The sequence below is a fragment of the Endozoicomonas sp. ALD040 genome, from assembly GCF_049275945.1.
Lineage (GTDB): Bacteria > Pseudomonadota > Gammaproteobacteria > Pseudomonadales > Endozoicomonadaceae > Endozoicomonas_A.
Map to the genome: position 1 here is coordinate 761,363 of NZ_CP184829.1, position 18,767 is coordinate 780,129.

11 protein-coding genes are annotated in these 18,767 nt (G+C 47.6%); 10 read left to right on the forward strand and 1 reads right to left on the reverse strand.

Annotation, left to right across the window (positions count from 1 at the left end; genetic code table 11):
• The first annotated feature begins 93 nt into the window (after positions 1–93).
• The 9 genes from ACOJUN_RS02635 (at position 94) to malQ (ending at position 15,350) form a co-directional block, all read left to right on the forward strand.
• Positions 94–3,225, forward strand: a complete 3,132-nt coding sequence (locus ACOJUN_RS02635) for a hypothetical protein (protein WP_422135121.1) — start codon at positions 94–96, stop codon at positions 3,223–3,225.
• Between the two features lie 128 nt (positions 3,226–3,353).
• Positions 3,354–6,410 (forward strand): hypothetical protein, encoded by a 3,057-nt coding sequence (locus tag ACOJUN_RS02640; protein ID WP_422135122.1) that lies wholly within the window; start codon positions 3,354–3,356, stop codon positions 6,408–6,410.
• A 177-nt stretch (positions 6,411–6,587) separates the two neighbouring features.
• Complete coding sequence (locus ACOJUN_RS02645; protein WP_422135123.1) at positions 6,588–6,755, forward strand: hypothetical protein; 168 nt, start codon at positions 6,588–6,590, stop codon at positions 6,753–6,755.
• Positions 6,756–6,773: 18 nt separating this feature from the next.
• A complete protein-coding gene (locus tag ACOJUN_RS02650) occupies positions 6,774–7,493 on the forward strand; it encodes a papain-like cysteine protease family protein (RefSeq protein ID WP_422135124.1) in 720 nt (239 codons plus the stop codon).
• A gap of 693 nt (positions 7,494–8,186) precedes the next feature.
• Positions 8,187–9,404, forward strand: a complete 1,218-nt coding sequence (gene malE / locus ACOJUN_RS02655) for a maltose/maltodextrin ABC transporter substrate-binding protein MalE (protein WP_422135125.1) — start codon at positions 8,187–8,189, stop codon at positions 9,402–9,404.
• 129 nt (positions 9,405–9,533) lie between these two features.
• Entirely contained in the window at positions 9,534–11,084 is a 1,551-nt protein-coding gene (gene malF, locus ACOJUN_RS02660; protein WP_422135126.1) for a maltose ABC transporter permease MalF, read from the forward strand.
• Between the two features lie 6 nt (positions 11,085–11,090).
• Positions 11,091–11,978 carry a maltose ABC transporter permease MalG gene (gene malG / locus ACOJUN_RS02665; RefSeq protein WP_422135127.1) on the forward strand — a complete coding sequence of 296 codons (888 nt, stop codon included), beginning with the start codon at positions 11,091–11,093 and terminating at the stop codon, positions 11,976–11,978.
• 34 nt (positions 11,979–12,012) lie between these two features.
• Positions 12,013–13,146 carry an ABC transporter ATP-binding protein gene (locus tag ACOJUN_RS02670; protein WP_422135128.1) on the forward strand — a complete coding sequence of 378 codons (1,134 nt, stop codon included), beginning with the start codon at positions 12,013–12,015 and terminating at the stop codon, positions 13,144–13,146.
• Positions 13,147–13,160: 14 nt separating this feature from the next.
• A complete protein-coding gene (gene malQ / locus ACOJUN_RS02675) occupies positions 13,161–15,350 on the forward strand; it encodes a 4-alpha-glucanotransferase (RefSeq protein ID WP_422135129.1) in 2,190 nt (729 codons plus the stop codon).
• A 66-nt stretch (positions 15,351–15,416) separates the two neighbouring features.
• Here malQ and ACOJUN_RS02680 read toward each other — a convergent pair whose 3' ends face one another.
• Positions 15,417–16,493, reverse strand: coding sequence for a MalM family protein (locus ACOJUN_RS02680; protein ID WP_422135130.1), 1,077 nt, complete (start codon positions 16,491–16,493; stop codon positions 15,417–15,419).
• Between the two features lie 465 nt (positions 16,494–16,958).
• Here ACOJUN_RS02680 and lamB point away from each other — a divergent pair, with 465 nt between their 5' ends.
• On the forward strand, positions 16,959–18,455 hold the full coding sequence (gene lamB, locus ACOJUN_RS02685) for a maltoporin LamB (RefSeq protein ID WP_422135131.1): 1,497 nt from the start codon (positions 16,959–16,961) through the stop codon (positions 18,453–18,455).
• Positions 18,456–18,767: the final 312 nt, after the last annotated feature.

Genomic DNA, 18,767 nt, shown 5'->3' on the forward strand with positions numbered 1-18,767 from the left:
CCTGATTGAACTTTTTGCCAGATAGTTACTCCAAAGCCCCTAAGGTTTACCCATAGGAAAATGGGTAAGCAATGAGTCCACGAGAGTATTGCCATGAATGTTGACCTCGGAACGGAAACGCCTCAGAGCCTGTGCCCTCAAACACAATTTGACACCCAGCCGGTAACGACTTTTGGCCATCGGACAGTCTGCGAATCGACCAGCAAGCCGCTGCCTCCTCACCCCAGGGAGTCTGAGCGACAAGAGCTACTTCGGATCGCTGAGAGTGGGCGTCTGGCGTTTCGGCGAATTGAAGTGCATGTAGAAGAAGATTACTTCACTAACAAACGTTCACCAAGACCTTTCACTCTGGCTCTGCCGGGGGAGATGATACCCGTCGAGCCAGTGCCAGAAGCGTTAGGCAGGTACATAGTAGGTATCATCGATCCGCAATGCCTGTTCGTCTACAAACGTGATCCACGGACTGAGCGTTTGCTGGAGGAGCCAGACATGACTCCCGATACACTGCCAAAAAAACTACTATCAGATCTGCAGTCATTGCACGACAAACGTCGCGAGAATGCCAATCGAGTCAACTGGAGACTCTATCCTGCTTGTTTCACCTCTGGACACCTTCGAGAAGATGGGACGTTCAGTTTACCTAAATTGAAAGACGGCGAATATAATCCCATATATGATTTCCCGGAACTGGTGCTCATTAACTACAGCAAGAAAGACATCCTGTGTTTCTGTGTATACAAGGATAAAGAGACCAATATTTCCGATATCCTGCAATATAAGCACCGTTGTGAAGAGGTATTGAATCGTGAATCCTTACCTTTGGTTGTTTATTGCCATCGCACAGGCTCTGTGCAGGTCTGTTTTGATGATGAGCTGGACAGCATGCACCTGGCCGATAATGAGCGTTCTCTGGATGAGTTTGCGTTCTCACAGAGCATAGACCTGGACAATTTCAGAGCCCTGTTAAATATGTTGCCAATGCCTCAGCGGGCCCGGGCGCTGAGTTCAAAATTAACCGTCCCACCCGAGGTTATGCACAAATTGCAACAGGCTATAGAGCTGGTGAGTGATCCCTGTTGTTACAGCTATGAAAGGCTTCTGGAATTGAAACAGGGTGGATTGCCCATTGACCAGCGTTTTTTTCATGACGTGGCTGTTAAATCTTTGCTTGATATTCTCCTGGATACCGAAATATTCAGACACAATGGGGCCCTGGATTTCGGAAGAACGAGAGAGGATTTGCTTAAGGGACAGCCAATTCGGGTTCAGCAGGGGGAAGAAGCTTACCGATTATTTCAGCTGCTTTTGCAAAGCGGGGCAAGGCTGACTCAATGGGGCCTGAGCCGCATCGACGGTATGGAACGGTATTTGGAATATGTATTGCCAGTGGGTCTGTTCAATTGTTTAGTGGCTGCCTTTGCTCCATTTGAGTTCCTGAACCTGCAACATCTCAGACAACTACCTTTGACCGGCTGCCCGGGAAGCGTCATTGAATTTGACCGTATCTGCCGGAGCAACAGTCCAGCGCAACACCAGGAAGGTCTGAAAGGGATATTACATTATGTGATCAGTCTGCCGAATCCAACCCTCGAACATATTCAGTCCAACTTATTGGCTCTTTTTCATTACCAGGTTTCCCTGGAAAAAGACGTTCTGGATAGTCTTGAATTCAGCCTGAAGAGGTTTTATTGCCCGAATGGCAAAAAGGTCATTGATGATCTCTCCGTAGATGATTATATCCACTGGCTTGAAGAACTTTACAAGCAACGAAAAACGCATCCTTTCTACCAGAATTGGCCAGAACATGTCCGTCAGGCTCAGCAGGAAATAACAGATCTGAAACAATCTCTCGGTCTGGACGATTCTGCCACATTGGCGACACCCCTGGCAGCTGCAACACCAACGGCGTTGCAGTTTCTGGTGGACGCCTTCAGCAAACCCCCGGTCCTGCCTGATAATGCCGGCGATAATGAAAAAACCATCCTGAAGGTATTGCAGCATTATTACCGCCGTCCGGGGCCGGAACGGGTGATCAGGAGCCTTGGCAGACAGACCATGCCAACACAATGGAAACTCCAGCACAGCTGCAGTCATGTCCTGCGGGCCAGGAATAACGGGCACTGGTATATGGAATTGCTGGAGAAATTTCAGCAGTGTTCCCTGAGCAAAAAAGAAAAAGAACTCCTGTCTCTGGCGATTATCTACCATGACGCTGCAGCCGAAGATGTCGACAAATCGGAGGAAGAAACAAGATCGGCTGATTATTTCAAAAGGGACCTGGCCGGGCACTACCCCGAACAGCTGCTGGAAGATATGGCACTGGCAATGATCAACAAGGAAAAAGATGTCGATGGTAGCGATGAGCCGAACCTGTCTGAGTCTGTGCGCTGGTATCTGCGCATATTACGCTTTGCGGATCGAATGGATATTATCCGTTGTTGCGGGGTTGGGGCTGATTTTCCCAGGATAATGGAGACTCAACCCTGGGGTTTTGATGCTACACGTCTTGACCTGCCGACGCAGTTACCCAGGGATTTTCACTCAGGCTCTGGCAACCAGACTGAATTCCAACGTCATCTGGAAGCCGCCATGCACGGTGCAGCTGATCTGGCGCGGATAACCGGGCAACTTCAGGATCAGCGCAAAAAAAACTACGCCCTGATCTACGGTCTCCGCGACAATGGCGCAAAGATCTCTGAAAACTTTGAATGGACAACTGAGCCGGTGCGGAGAATGAACCAGTTTATTGACGACAATGTGCGCCGCAAAATGGCTCAGGAGGCCGGAATTATTGTCTGTTCAGACCCCAGTCACAAAACCTGCAAGGCCAATCAGAACAAAGGGATCACTTATGGTATTCATAACAGCTGGTACGATCTGGCGCAGGTGGCGATTCCGACCGGAATGACACTGCTGGAAAAGATGCAGTACGAATACGACCCATCGCTGCTGAGCCCGGCAACACAACAGGCACTGAAGCAAGAGGTGCAGCGTCTGAAGAGCAAAGGTATACGGATGAATACGGGCACCTTGAAGCAGGAAACACTGGCTTCGGAGGAAGCCCGAAAAGTGCTGAAACAGCAGGGTATTGCCGTGGTCAGGGAGAGGCGTCGCTACTTCACCAACGATGACCTCCCGAGAGAACGGAAAATGCTGGTGCCAAAGAAGATAGCGAAGCCTGATGCTCAGAGCGCGTCAGCAGAGTGGGCCTGCAAAATCCTTTGATCTGGCTATGAAATGCAACTTCAGACAGCAGTAACCTGGCGGAACTTTTCGCCAGCCAGTTACTCTAAGGACTCTAAAGTTTACCTTCAGGAAAATAGTTAAGTAATAAGTCTTAAAGGAGTATTGCCATGAATATTGCCCATGGAACGGGAACCTCTCAAAGCCTGTGCCCTCCAACAAAGTTTGACACCGAGTCGCTAACGGCCTCTGGCCAATGGACAGTCTGCGAATCAACCAGCAGGCTGCGATCCCATGATTCCAGAGAGCCTGAGCGACAGAAGCTGAAGGAAGCTGCTGCCAGTGGACGCCTGGCGTTTCGGCGAATTCAATACACCAAAGAAAAAGATTACTTTTCGGGTAAGGGAGCACCAAGACCCTTCACTCTCGCTCTGCCGGGGAAGATGATGCCCACCGGGCCCGTAACAGATGGTTTAGGTAAATGGATGGTAGGCATTGTTAACCCCCAATGCCTGCATGTCTACAAACGTGATGCCGACACCAATCATCTGGCGCAGGGCGCTGATGAGAATAAACGGATTGAAAAACACCTGCCTGATCTGCAATCACTGCACGACGCACTTCTTGAGCGCAGCAATAAAGTTTTCTGGGGAGTTTATCCTCGTTTCACCTCGGGACATCTGCAAAAAGACGGAACATTCAGTTTACCAAAGTTGAAATCCGGCAATAAATCCCACCTTTTTCATTACCCTGAACTGATACTCACCAACTACCGCATGGGAGACGTCAAATGCTTTTGCGTATACAAGGACGCACAAATAAATATTTCCGATATCCTTAGACGTAAGAATCAGTGTGAAATTTTACTGGAGCTTGGCCCCTTGCCTCTGGTGGTTTACTGCCACCGCACAGGTTCTGTAGAGGTCTATTTTGATGATGAGCTGGAAAGTCCGCACCTGGCCAGCAATGAGAATTCTCTGAATGATTTTGCCTTCTCACAGGGCTTAGCCCCAGAGCATTTGAGAGCCATGCTGAATTTGCTGCCAATGCCTTTGCGGGCAAAAGCACTGAGTTCGGAATCAACTCTCTCAGCTGATCCAGATACCATGCAGCTACTGCAAGAAGCCATCGAGCTGGTAAGTGATCCCCGTCATTACAGTTGTGAGAGGCTTCTGGAATTGGAACAAAGTGGCTTGCCAATTCACCAGTTTTTTCCTCATGAAGGACGTGTTGAATCTTTACTTGGAATGTTACTGGTTTCCGAATTGATCAGAAACGACCGGCCAAAGCACGAGCAAATCCAGAAACAGGCGGACGAAGCCTGCCGCTTATGTCAGCTGCTTCTGCAAAGCGGTGCAAGACTGGAGAAGAATTTTCCACCCATTTTCAATATGGATGAAAGCTTAAACTCATTAATACCACTGAGCATTATGAACTATGTTTTGCCTGCCTTTGCTCCATTTGATTTTCTGACCCTGAATCATCTCCGGAGACTACCTTTAACCGGTTGCCCGGGAAACGTCATTGAATTTGACCGAATCTGCCGGGAAACCACCCAACAGCAGCGGCAAAGCTTTTTGGAACAATTAATAATACACCATGTGGTTGACTTTAATCCTCCAACTCTCAACGCCCTCGAGTCCCTCTTACTGGCCCTGTTCCATTACGGAGCTTCTCTGGACAATGACGTTCTGAATCGCGTTAAAGTCTATCATGCGAGCAGATATGGTAATGGTAAGAAGATTATTGAAGATTTATCTCTGAATGGTTATATCAAATGGCTTGAAAACCTTCGGGATCAACGGGAAAAATATCCTTTCTACCAGAATTGGCCAGAGCATGTCCGGCAGGCTCAGCGGGAAGTTAAGGACCTGAAACAATCTCTCGGCCTGAACGATACCGGCGCATCGGCAACACCATTGACAACCGAAGTACCGGCGGCATTGCAGTTTGTGGTGGAAGCGTTCAGTAAACCGCCGGTCCTGCCTGACAATGTCGGCGATAATGAAAAAACCATCCTGAAAGTATTGCAGCATTATTACCGCCGTCCGGGACCAGAGCGGGTGATAGAGAGCCTTGTCAGACAGACCATGCCAGCCGTGTGGAAACCACTGCACAGTTGCAGTCATGTTCTGCGGGCCAGGAATAATGGGCTCTGGTATATGGAGTTGCTGGAGAAATTTCAGCAACGCTCCTTGCACCCGCAAGAAAAAGAACTCCTTTCTCTGGCGATCATCTACCATGACGCGGCTGCCGAAGATGTCGACAAATCAGTAGAAGAAACGAGTTCAGCTGAATATTTCAAACGGGATCTGGCCGGGCACTATCCTGAAAAGCTGCTGGCTGATATGGCAAAGGCGATAGTCAGCAAGGAAAACGATGTCAAGGGTCAAGAGGAGCAGAGCCTTTGTGAGCGAGTGCGCTGGTATCTGCGCATATTACGCTTTGCGGACCGAATGGATGTTATCCGTGGTTGCGGAGTTGGGGCTAATTTTCCCGGATTAACGATGACTCGACCTCTGGGTTTTGACGCAAACCGTCTTGACTTACCCTGGCAGCTGACCAAAGAGTTTAGCTCCGAGCCTGACAACAAGAGTGAATTCCAACGTCATCTGGAAGCGGCCATGCACGGTGCGGCTGATCTGGCGCGAATAACCTGGCAACTCCTGGATCGGCGCAGAAAAAACTACGCCCAAGTCTACGGTCTGATCGACAATGGCTTAAAGATCTCTGAAAACTTTGAATGGACTACTGAGCCAGTGCAGAGAATGAACCAGTTTATTGATGACAATGTTCGCCGCAAAATCGCTCAGGAGGCCGGAATTATTACCTGTTCAGACCCCAGCCACAAAGCCTGCAGGGCCGATCAGAACAAAGGGATCACTTATGGTATTCATAACAGCGGGTATGATCTGGGGCAGGTGACGATTCCGGCCGGAATGACACTGCTGGAAAAGATGCAGTACGAACATGACCCGTCGCTGCTAAGCCCGGCCACACAACAGGCAATAGAGCAAGAGGTGCAGCGGTTGAAGAACGAAGGTATTCGGATGAATCCGGGCACCTTGATTCAGGAAACACTGCATTCGGAGGACGCCCGGGAAGTGCTGAAGAAGCGGGGTATTGCTGTGGTCAGCGAGAAGCGTCGCTACTTTAACAACAATGGCTTCCCGGGAGAAAAAGAAATGCTGGTGCCAAAGAAGATACTGAAAAAGCCACGAGAATAGCTCCGGTAAACAGGGGTACACCAGCTCTGTGGCATAAAGCCGGATTCTTCCCTCGCAGTCATTTTAAGTATTATGGCGGGAATCGCTTCCCGATCCATTCCATTCTGCAATTTGTCCCGTGCATAGGTTTTTGCTATACAACTAGTAATAGAAAAAACCCATGAAAAGGAATTCGCGATGCCCGGTATTGAAAACAAAAGAGATTTACCTCCCTCACTTCAGTCACTGAATGAAACACCTGACAAGAAGAAGCGAAAAAAAGAACAACCCGTTCCCACGCTTCGACTTACAGGGCCTGAAAGCGTGGCAACCAGAGTTTTACGACACCCCCTGAAAATTCGATAACTAAAAAATGGATAAAATATGAAACTAAGAGGACCGCTCAGAGCAATTTGGGGTTTTAATGCTACTAATGACACAACAAATTTAGAAGCTGAACAGAAAAAGTTCAAAGGAAGGAGTGTAGAGCTCAAAAGTCACATTCACCCTGTTAAGTACATTCATCAAGGGCATGTTAATCTCTGTGGTGATGCCTGTGTAGAAATGCTCAGAAGGTTTTATGGTGACGATCCATTATTTGTTACCAGTATAAATCCAGAAAAAGTTGAATCACTTTCTACTAACCCGAGAAGAATATTTAAAGGATTCCCCTTAGAAGAATTTTACGAAGAGTCTATTCGTTCAAATTTCAAATTATCTGAGTTGCAATTTCCTGATTCTTCATACACTAGAGAAGCATTAGTTGAGTCTTTAACTGAACTCATTGCCGAGACACCTATTCTTCTTAGATATCAAGAAAATTGCTTCTATGGTCATTATGCCCTGTTAATAGGCATTATGGGTGATAAATTAGTCATTCATGATCCTTGGTCCGGAGGTAGTCAAATAGAAACTGTAGAGTGGTTACAGTCACTGATTTCAGAAAATGAATTAGAAGCATTTCTTGCACAAAACAAGACGGCTGATGACATAATTCCAACAGGCATTATTACAATAAAAGTTGATTCAGAAGATCCAGAACCTTCAGAGGATTTTGATAGCTTAGTTGCCAGAGTAAAAGAGCGCCTTAACCGTCGACAATGATGTAACTGGTTCCTATGCTGGAGCGGCTGTCGCAAAACTCAGGTTCCCAAGCTGTCGTGCCCTTTGGGCCCCAGCGAGGGAACCCGGACTAAACCCAGCTCCCTGTCTCCAGAATCAGAACGAGATGAAAACGACTTCCTTTTTTCGCCTCAATTAATTAGCTATCGTCGTATATTTTGATTTAATTCTCAAAAATAATATTAACTTGCTTTTTTAGAAAATTATGAATAAGTACCTGGCCAGTTGGTTTCGCATATTCTGGCGAGTGGATTTTTTCATCCTTTAAGGCGCAACGACGGGCGCGTAGCCATAGCTACGCAACCAGAGTTGGAACGCAGAAGGATGGAAAAAGCCGTCGGCCAGAATATGCGAAACCAACTGGTTAGGTACTTAAAACCTTGCCTTGATGAAAAATTCTTCTCCACATCATCATTACCTTCCGATTCTGCCGCTATTATTGAATAAGTTTTTCTTTCATCTCAGACAGCAACCCAATGGGTCTGTCTGTGAAAACAAATCTTCACTCTTGAGCGAACTTTCAAGCCGTGTAGGGGAATCATCATTAGGCTGACCGGAGAGGTTCACGTCCGGGTGCGTATGAAGCTTGTCCTACAGAACGCGCCTGCGGTTTATCACTGCGAGTGGCCGCTGCGCTTTAACTGAATAGCTAAATTGATCAGGAGCCGTTGACTGATGATCAGATTACTGGGTACTCCACTTGGCAAAACCATAGCTGCAGCTGCAATCACTCTCGGGACTGCCCTCAGCCCTTTCCAGGCCTTCTCCTTTGAGGATGATGAACTGGTGATCTGGGTAGGCGGTGACAAGGCCTACAATGGTATCCGGGAAATCGGCAAGGAGTTTGAGGAAGACACCGGCATCAAGGTTAAAGTTGAGATTCCGGAAAATATTACCGATCGTTTTCAACAGTCGGCAGCGTCCGGTGGTGGACCAGACATTCTCTTCTGGGCCCATGACCGATACGGTGAATGGGCCCAGAGCGGCCTTCTTTCGCCTGTAAACCCAGCTGCGGATTTCAAAAGCAAGATTGACGATCTGGGCTGGCAGGCGATGACGGTTAGCGGCAAGATCTATGGTTACCCTGTCTCTATGGAGGCTATCAGCCTGATCTACAACAAGGATCTGTTGCCAGAGCCTCCCGGCTCATTTGAGGAAATGTTTCCTCTTAAAGACAAACTGGCCAAACGCAAAGTTACTACCATTATGTGGGATCAGATCCAGCCTTACTTCACTATGCCGATGCTTGCTGCAGATGGCGGCTATGTCTTCAAAAAAACACCGACTGGTTATGATATCAAAGACACCGGAGTCAATAACGCCGGAGCCATGGCCGGTGCCAAAATGCTGACCGAGCTGATTGACAAAGGCGTTATGCCCAGAGGCGTTGATTATGGTGTTATGGAGTCCAGCTTCAACAAGGGCCAGACAGCCATGATGATTACCGGCCCCTGGGCCTGGTCAAACCTGGACAAAACCAAAATCGACGGCAAAGATCTGAATTATGGTGTGGCCGCTTTGCCCAGCGTCAATGGCCAGCGTTCCAAGGCATTTGTTGGCGTCTGGGGAGCCACTTTGAACAGTGCCAGTCCCAATAAAGCCCTGTCTAAAGAGTTTCTTGAAAACTACCTGCTAACAGACGACGGTCTTCGTACTATGAACAGCGATGTTCCGCTGGGTGCTGTGGTCAATAAAAGCTACATGAAGGAACTGGAAAAAGACCCTCGCATCAAGGTTACCTACGAAAATGCCGTCAACGGTTTGCTCATGCCCAATGTACCGGAAATGGGCAAATTCTGGTCAGCCATGGAGTCTGCTCTGATGAACATTACCTCCGGAAGACAGGACTACAAGAATGCGCTCAATGAAGCAGCCAGGCAAATTGTCAACTAGGCTGTCTAGATCCCCTTCTACTTATCTCAATGCAGTGAAATACGACAAGTGATTTCGAGAGCGATTTATGCAGTTTCAAGCCCACCGGATCAGAGTATGTGAGCTAAATCTGCTTCAGGAGTCGACTTTATGGAGGCTGATCAGAAAGCAAAGAGCCCATTGACCTGGTTGGTATGTGGATTAATTGGCATGATTGATCTTGTGCTGCTCTATGGCGTGGCCCTGATGTACTTTCAGGGAGAGTTTGCTTTTGCCCTGATCATTCTGGTGATTGTCTGCGTCGGCACCTGGGTGTTCATAAGCGCTGATGGCTACAACTACCGATATGTTTTCCCTGCAATTCTGGGCGTATCGATATTTATAGTTTTCCCCCTGATCTATACGGTATATGTCGCATTCACAAATTACAGTTCCAGTCACCTTTTATCCTTGGAGCGCGTAAAAATCCTGCATCTGGGCAAAACCTATAAAACAGAGGGTGAGTCCTATCATTTCAGTGTTTATCAGCAGGGGGCTGATTACCGGGTTCTGTTTATCAGTAACAAGGAGACAGACAAGTACCTTATAAGTCAGCCGTTCAACGAAACCGTCATTCCAGTGCCATTGAAAGCTGACTTTTCACCGGACCTTCCTGAAGGCAATGAGCTCCCCCTCAAGGAGACCATAAAGCTACGGAGTACCCTCAAAAAACTGGACGTAGAACTGCCTGACAAGACTGAGCTAACAATGACCAGCCTGAGAAAATTTGGTCCCATGTCAAAAATTTACCGTGACATTGGTAATGACACTCTGCAGGACACGCGTAATGGCAACCTGCTAAAGCCTGATCATACAACGGGCTATTATATCGAAGTGCCTGAAGGGCAGCCTGATTCAGCGGGCAAGCAGGTAAGACCGGGCTTTGTCGTTTATAACGGCTGGGATAATTTTGTTCGGGTGCTGAAAGATCCTGGTATTCAGGGTCCTTTCTTAAAAATTTTCCTCTGGACCCTGGTATTTGCAGCTCTCTCGGTGCTCTTTACCATGACTGTAGGGTTGCTGATGGCCTGTCTGGTGCAGTGGGAACCCCTGAAAGGTAATAACTTTTACCGGCTGCTGTTAATTCTTCCTTATGCAGTGCCAGCCTTCATTTCTATTTTGATCTTCAGGGGCCTGTTTAATCAGAATTTTGGTGAGATCAATATGCTGCTAAACCTGCTCTTTGGGGTTCAACCCGAATGGTTCAGCAACGAGTATCTGGCAAAAACCATGGTCCTGATCGTTAATACCTGGCTGGGTTATCCTTACATGATGATTCTCGCCATAGGCCTGTTGAAGTCTATTCCAGATACTCTTTATGAAGCTTCAGCAATAGACGGCGCCTCTCCCATCCAGAACTTCTTTAACATCACTTTGCCCATGATCATAAAGCCTCTGACACCGCTGTTGATTGCCAGTTTTGCATTCAACTTCAACAACCTGGTTCTGATTGCACTGCTGACTGACGGTGCTCCCAATATCATTGGTGCCAGCACTCCGGCAGGTGCCACCGACATTCTGGTGAGCTATACCTTCCGGATCGCATTTGGCCAGTACGGGCAGGATTACGGCCTGGCTTCTGCCATAGCCACCTTCATCTTCATCATGGTGGGTATCATAGCCTGGGTGAACCTGAAAGCGACTAAACAGGTACTGGAGTGAACGACTATGATGGTACAGCCAAGAAACCTTAAATGCCGGGTGTGGTCTGCCAGAATCTTTATGATTCTCTTTCTCTGCCTGATCATGTTTCCCTTCCTGATGATTATTTCGGTGTCTTTTCGTTCCGGTAACTTTGCTACCGGCGACCTGATACCCAGTAATCCCAGTCTGGAACACTGGTATCTGGCTTTTGGTATTCCCTGGGAAAATGCCGACGGCTCCATCACCCAGTCTCCCTTCCCTGTTCTCCTCTGGTTATGGAACTCTATCAAAGTAGCGTTTATTTCCACGCTGTTGATCCTGCTACTATCAACCACGGGCGCCTACGCATTCGCCAGACTGAGATTCCGATTCAAGGAATCCATGCTTACTGCCATGATGATTCTGCAAATGTTTCCAGCTGTACTGGCACTGGTTGCCATATACTCCCTGTTTGAGCAGATCGGCAACTATGTTCCCTGGTTAGGTCTGGACACTCTGGGTTCGGTAACTGTCGCCTACCTGGGTGGTCTGGCTCTGCACATCTGGTTAATCAAGGGCTACTTCGAAACCATTGATTCATCCCTCGAAGAAGCTGCAGCGATTGACGGAGCAACGCCCTGGCAGGCATTTCGTTTTGTGTTGCTACCGCTATCAACACCCATTCTGGCGGTGGTTTTTATTCTGGCTTTCATTACCAATATTGCTGAATATCCCGTTGCTTCAGTGCTTTTGCAGAGCATGGATAATCTGACGCTGGCGGTTGGCTCGAGACAATATCTGAATCCACAGAATTATCTCTGGGGCGACTTTGCTGCGGCAGCCGTTCTGTCAGGTCTGCCCATCTCTATTATTTTCCTGTTGTGCCAGCGCTGGATTGTCGGTGGTCTGACTTCAGGTGGTGTAAAAGGCTAGGGCCGGGTTCAGCGTATAAAAAACGGAAAACCTTATGGCTGAAGTTAAGCTTGTCAATATTTCCAAAAGCTATGACCAGGGCAAGACCTGGGTTCTCAAGAATATCAACCTGAACATTGCAGAGGGTGAATTCATTGCGTTTATCGGGCCTTCTGGCTGCGGTAAGTCCACTCTGCTTCGAATGGTCTGTGGTCTTGAAGATATCACTGAAGGAGAAATGTACATTGCCGGAGAGCAGGTGAATGACTGGCCACCGAACGAGCGCAGGGTAGGCATGGTCTTCCAGTCATACGCTCTTTATCCACACATGTCGGTGGCCGAAAATATGGCCTTTGGTCTGAAGCTGGCAAGAGCCGATAAATCGTTAATCAAAAGCCGGGTTGAAGAAGCCGCCCGAATTCTCCAACTGGAAGCCCTGCTGGATCGAAAGCCAAAAGCCATGTCCGGAGGTCAACGACAAAGGGTGGCTATCGGCCGCTCCATCGTGCAGCAACCAAGGGTCTTTTTGTTTGATGAGCCGCTGTCCAATCTCGATGTCGCACTCCGGGTTCAGATGCGGCAGGAAATAGCCCGACTCCACAACCGTCTGCAAACAACGTCTATCTACGTCACCCATGACCAGATTGAAGCCATGACTCTGGCAGACCAGATTGTTGTCCTGAGCCCTCTGGCTCAGGGGGCAAAAACTAACCTGGAGCAGGTTGGCAAGCCATTGGAGCTTTATCACCAACCCGCCAACCTGTTCGTTGCCGGATTTATCGGTTCACCCAAAATGAATTTCTTTGACGGTTTTATTGAAGAGACCGGCAACAGCGAAACCCGAGTCAAATTAACCACCGGTGAAGTACTCCGGACAAATGTTGACTGCCAGGATGCCAAAAAGGGTGACAGGGTCGTGCTGGGCATTCGACCCGAAGATGCTCTGGCAGAAACGGATAATGGCAACGCTGTCGAAGGCAAGGTTGAGACGTTGGAGCGTCTGGGCGCCGAATCTTACATATACATGAGCCACGATACCATTCGTGAAAACTTTATTGTCCGGGTAGAAGACTCAAAAAAACGTGATGCAGGCAGCAAGATGAAAATTGAGCTTCCGGTTCAGTTTTGTCACCTCTTCAACGCTGAGGGCAAGGCTTTTCCTCGTACCCAGGCGCCAGCCCACGACTGATAAGAGAGAGCGTTATGTCTGATCCTGATCTGATTGAACAGCTGGCCGGGTACTATCGCGTTTCTGGAGAATACAGTGACTGGGCGGGTGAGCCTGTCAGCGTCCCTATCGAATACAAATTGCCAATTCTCGCCGCCATGGGATTGAACGTTGAATCTGACGATGCGATAAAACAGGCGATCACAGACTTTGAACAACAGAGGTGGCAGCAACTGTTGCATCCCGTTTCTGTCTTCACACAGGGACAAGCCTATCAGGTCAGTCTGCACCTTGAAGATCAACAGCTGGGTCAGCTGTTCAAAGGCGAAATAATACTGGAAACCGCTGGCCACCACTCACTGAATCTGAATACTGACGATATGCCCATAGAGGAAAGTTGCAATTTTGGGGGTAAAATCTATCATCACCTGACGTTCAAATTACCGGATACTTTGCCCCTTGGTTACCATCGGCTCTCGCTGCAAAGTAACAATACGCAAGACTGTGCACTGATAATTATTGCTCCTGAAACCTGTTACGAACCTGAAGGACTGGGCAGTGGCAATAAGATATGGGGCAGTGCAATCCAACTTTACACACTCCGAACTCGTCATGATTGGGGTATGGGTGACTTTTCAAGCCTGAGTCAGTTGGCGACTCAACTGGCAGAGCAGGGCGCAGATGTTATTGGTCTGAATCCTATTCATGCCCTTTACCCTGCCAACCCTCTTCATGCCAGCCCCTACAGCCCATCAAGTCGAACCTTTATTAATCCCTTGTATATCGATATCACAGCTGTGCCGGACTTCAGGGAATGTGACGAAGCCCGGACGCGATTTGAAGAGCCAGAGCTCAAAGAACAACTGCAACGGGCAAGAGATCAGGAATACGTAGACTACAGCCTGGTAGCGTGGCTGAAGTTTGGTTTTCTGAACACACTGTTTGAACACTTCTATCAACAGCACCTTAACCCCGAAAGCTCAAGGGGAAAAGCTTTTCTGGATTTTTGCAGAAACCGTGGCCCGGCTCTGGAGCAACATGCCCTCTATGAAGCTATTTATGAGCATTACAAAAAGCTGAACATCAATAACTGGGGATGGCCATGCTGGGAGCCTTTGTTCCAAAACCCGGAATCCAGTGCCGTTAAAGCGTTTGCCAGCGATAACCGAAAACGCATTCAATACTATATGTACTTACAGTGGCTGGCTGAAGATCAGCTGGCCAAAGCCCAGGAAGCGGCCATTGAAGCCGGTATGCTGGTGGGCATCTATCGTGATTTGGCCGTAGGTGTGGACAGTGGCGGCTCTGATGTCTGGAGTCATCGCAGCCTGTATTGTCTGGATGCAGGCGTTGGTGCGCCCCCGGACGGTGTCGCTCCCCAGGGACAGAACTGGGGTTTGCCTCCCTTTAATCCGCAGGTGCTAAGGGCTCAGCAGTACCAGCCCTTTATTGAAATGGTTCAGGCTAATATGAGCCATTGCGGGGCTTTGAGAATTGATCACGTCATGGGACTACTGAGACTCTGGTGGTGCCCCAAGGGCAAAACCGCTGACTATGGTGCCTATGTCTATTATCCCCTTGAGGACTTACTCGGCATCATCAAACTGGAGAGCCATCGTCGTCAGTGTCTGGTATTCGGAGAAGACCTCGGGACAGTTCCGCCTGAAATTCAGGCCACTTTGCCACCGGCCCTGTTCTATTCCAATGAAGTGGTTCTTTTCGAATGCCTGGGTGATCATTTTACGCCACCTCTGGACTATAAACCGATGGCTTTGACCTGTATCAGCAACCATGACATCCCTCCTCTGAAGGCCTGGTGGAATTGTCTGGATCTGGATTTGCGTCTGCAATTGGGTATTTATGATCACAACCGGACACTGCAAGAGAAAGAGGCAAGACACAGGGAAAAGCTGGCTTTACTGAAAACACTTTCGAGTATCCATGAGTTTCCTGCAGGCATGAACCCACACGATATTTCCACCATGGGATACTCAAGGGACTTAATGGAAAAAGTGCATTATTACCTGACTAAAACAGCTTCAAAAATCACCGTGGTTCAGCTGGAAGAGGTTTTGCAAATTGACTCCCCGGTGAATATTCCCGGGACCAGCGAAGAGTATCTAAACTGGCGCAGGAAGTTGACCGATACTCTGGAAAATATTTTTGCTGATGAATCCAATCGGTCGTTTTTTAACAACATGACGGTGATTAGAAAGAGCGGTTAAGTTTAACGCCATCAAAGTGCAAAACAGAATGCGGCCGCTTTAATAGGAAACGACAGGCTGCAAGTGTTAACTGTTCGTCTGTCGCCTATAATCAAACAGCTTATCCACTTCATCCAAGGCAGCCTTGATCTGATCAATGACCTTCAATGCCGCAGCTCCCTGACCGGCCTTCAGGTGCTCGTATATTTGTAATTGATAGTGATACAGGACTTTCCCGCCATAACCAACTCTAACATCAGTTTTAGGGGCATTCAGTTTATCAACGGGCTTACCATACTGTTCAACAAAGTACTCCTCTGTATCCCTGACAATACTGCCCAATTCAGCCCTTGAGACAAGAGCCCATCCAATATCGCATGACTTAAGGCCTTTATTAACAGCATCAACATAATACTGCAGAACTTCTTTTGTAAAAGGGTCCTGTACCGCTTTTGGAAGTGCTGTAGCAGAGACAGCTACAGGAGCAATGGTCGTTGAAGCATGAGCCACCTCTGAACTTTTTATACTGATGGCCAGATACCCTTTGTTTCCATGAATGGCTACAGGATCTGAAACTGGCGGAGCTACAACGCCGTAAGCTCTGGCATATGCCCTGGCCTCATTCATCAAAGTAGTTCTTCCTTTCCTCAGTTCATCGGTGGTGTAGATAAGCATACAAACAGCTTCCTCATTGGAGCGTTTGTCATTATCGATGACGAATTGGGCTTCAATACTTTCAGGGCTGGTAAACCCGGGCTTTTTGTACTTGATCTGACTTTCAGGTATATGGGCTATGATATTGTGCGACTGATCCAGAAGTGCAACAGCCGGATAGAACAGCTGTTCTTTGTCGCCATCCTTGACCACGTAGCTGTTAATATTCACTTTATGAATACCCGTTGGCGGCAGACTGAAAGCCAGTACCGGAGTCTCTCCGGTGGATTGTTTTAACCTTGAAGTAAAGTCATTAACGACAACGTTAGTCTTTTTTTTATCGCCGGGATAACTGATTGGCTGACAGGTAATATGTTTAACCGAGTTGTACACTTTGCCTTCTGAGTCTGGCTGCCTGACTATCTCTTCGCGGCTATTGAAAAAAGTACAGCCCGTCAGGGTTATCACAGGGACAATAATACACAGCGAAAGAATCTGTTTTTTCCGCATTCCAAACACATCCCGTCGTTTATAAGATCTTCTTAATGCTGCGTTAATTTGGCCGCCTGGAGTGCCAACTGTTCTGATACCTCTCAACAAACTCATAAACTGTATACCTGAATTCACGATCAACAAAAAATTGCAGCATTTTTTCACTATCAGTAACAGTATTGCCGCACAGGCTCTGGGAGCCTGTCTGCAAACATAGTCGTATTTGTGTCAGACAGGATAAAAAACTCTATTATCTGCTATTTTTTCCTGTTTACTTTGCTGATTGCGAATCTCTGGTCTAGATTTTTTACGGGTATGCCGAAAACATAATTCTCAAAGTCATTCGGTTTATTTACTCAAGCCGCCATGAATATGTGATGGCTTCAGGATCTTGGGAAACCGCATCTTCATGGCAACAGGCCAGAGCAACTTAGCCAACGGTTAGCTCTGGTCAACTGTCGTACACACACAAGGTAAATAGCAATGATTCAGATACAGAGTACTCTGTCTGCTCTGGGTCGCAGTATTGGGGTTATTTCTCTCGCTTCCCTCCCTGCACTTTCCTGGGCCTTTGAAGAAGTTAACGTTGATTTTCACGGCTATGCCCGCTCTGGCGTAGGTCGTTCAGCAGAAGGAGGAGATCAGGCCTGCTTTAAAGCGGCTGGGGCACCCGCCAAGTACCGCTTGGGTAATGAGTGTGAGACCTATACCGAGCTGAAGTTTGGTGCTGAGTTGTCTAATGATAATAATACCTCGTTCAGGCTGGATACCAATATCGCCTACAAGGTTTACCAAAACAATGACTGGGAAATGCCCGGGATGGGTGACGATTATTATGGCAACAATGAGTTTGCCCTGAGGGAAGTCAACTTACAGGCCACTAATATCATTGAGGGTATGCCGGAGGCTATGCTCTGGGCGGGCAAACGCTTCTACCAGAGACATGATGTTCATATGAATGACTGGTACTACTGGGATGTTTCTGGCCCCGGAGCCGGTATTCAGGATATCGATATTGGCATAGGCAAGTTTGATATTGCTTGGCTAAGACATACACCCATCGTTGAATATTTTGACAGCAGTGGGTCTTACGAAAAGCAAGCTGTTGAAACCGATGTCATAGATCTCAGACTAAAGGATTTGAGACTAATGGATAATCTCAGCCTTGAACTGGGAATTGACTACGGGAAGGGAAATCCTCCTGACAAGTATGAAAGCAAGGAGGCCCTTGATAAGGACGGATGGATGCTTACAGCTGAGTTGACTTGGGAGGTTCTGGATGGCTTTAACAAGTTTGCAGTGCAATACGCTAGTGATGGCATGACGGGTCCAGGTGTTGGCTCAACCGGACGAGATATTGTCTCAGCAGAATGGTACAAAGGTAACAAGCTCTTCAGGGTACTTGATCATGGCTCGTTCTCTCTGAGTGACCAGATGGACATCATGTACGTTGCAGCATGGACTCAGGTCGAATACGACGAAGAAGCTCAAAGACTGAGTGGGTTGCCTGATGACCCCCTCTCCTTGCCTGACAAAAGAACTTGGATAACCGCAGGTATCAGACCCATCTGGAAATGGACTGAAATCACCAGTACTGCAATTGAGCTGGGTTGGGACAAAGTAGAAAATGCCTTTTATGATAGCTCTTTAAACGGTGGTAAAGGTCAGGGCTTTGATAGTCAAGTGACCAAATTTACTATAGCTCAGCAGTTCCATCCAAAGTTTGGAGCGTTTGTCAGACCCGTTATCAGAGTGTTTGCCACCTATGCCAAATGGGATGGGATCGAACAGGACTTGGATCTTCCAACAGAGGCTGATCCAAACGCCAAGTGCACCGCTAGCTTCTCTGCAGATCAGTGCTATAGCGCTGCTGGTCTGGGATATTTCGATACAGGCACTTCTGCGACTCAAATCATAAGAACCTTTGGCGCTGAGACCGACGGCTGGACATACGGCGTGCATTTTGAAGCTTGGTGGTAATGGTTAATCCGTAACCTGAAATAAACAAAGACGCAGGTTTTATGCCAAACGGTTAAGCAAAGTGTGGCAAAAAAACCTAAATAATAATGTGTTTCTTATGACCAAAATAAGGCTGCAGTGAGGTGGCCTTATTTTTTCGGGTATTCGAAACAAAAATATAAAATATAAGACACCCATAATATATAAAATATAAGACACCCATAATATAAAAAATATAAGACACCCATAAAAAATGGCTCTTCAGGGATATCTGTGGAACAAGAATATAAGACACCCATAAAAAATAAGACATTCAAAAACTGCATCCCCAAC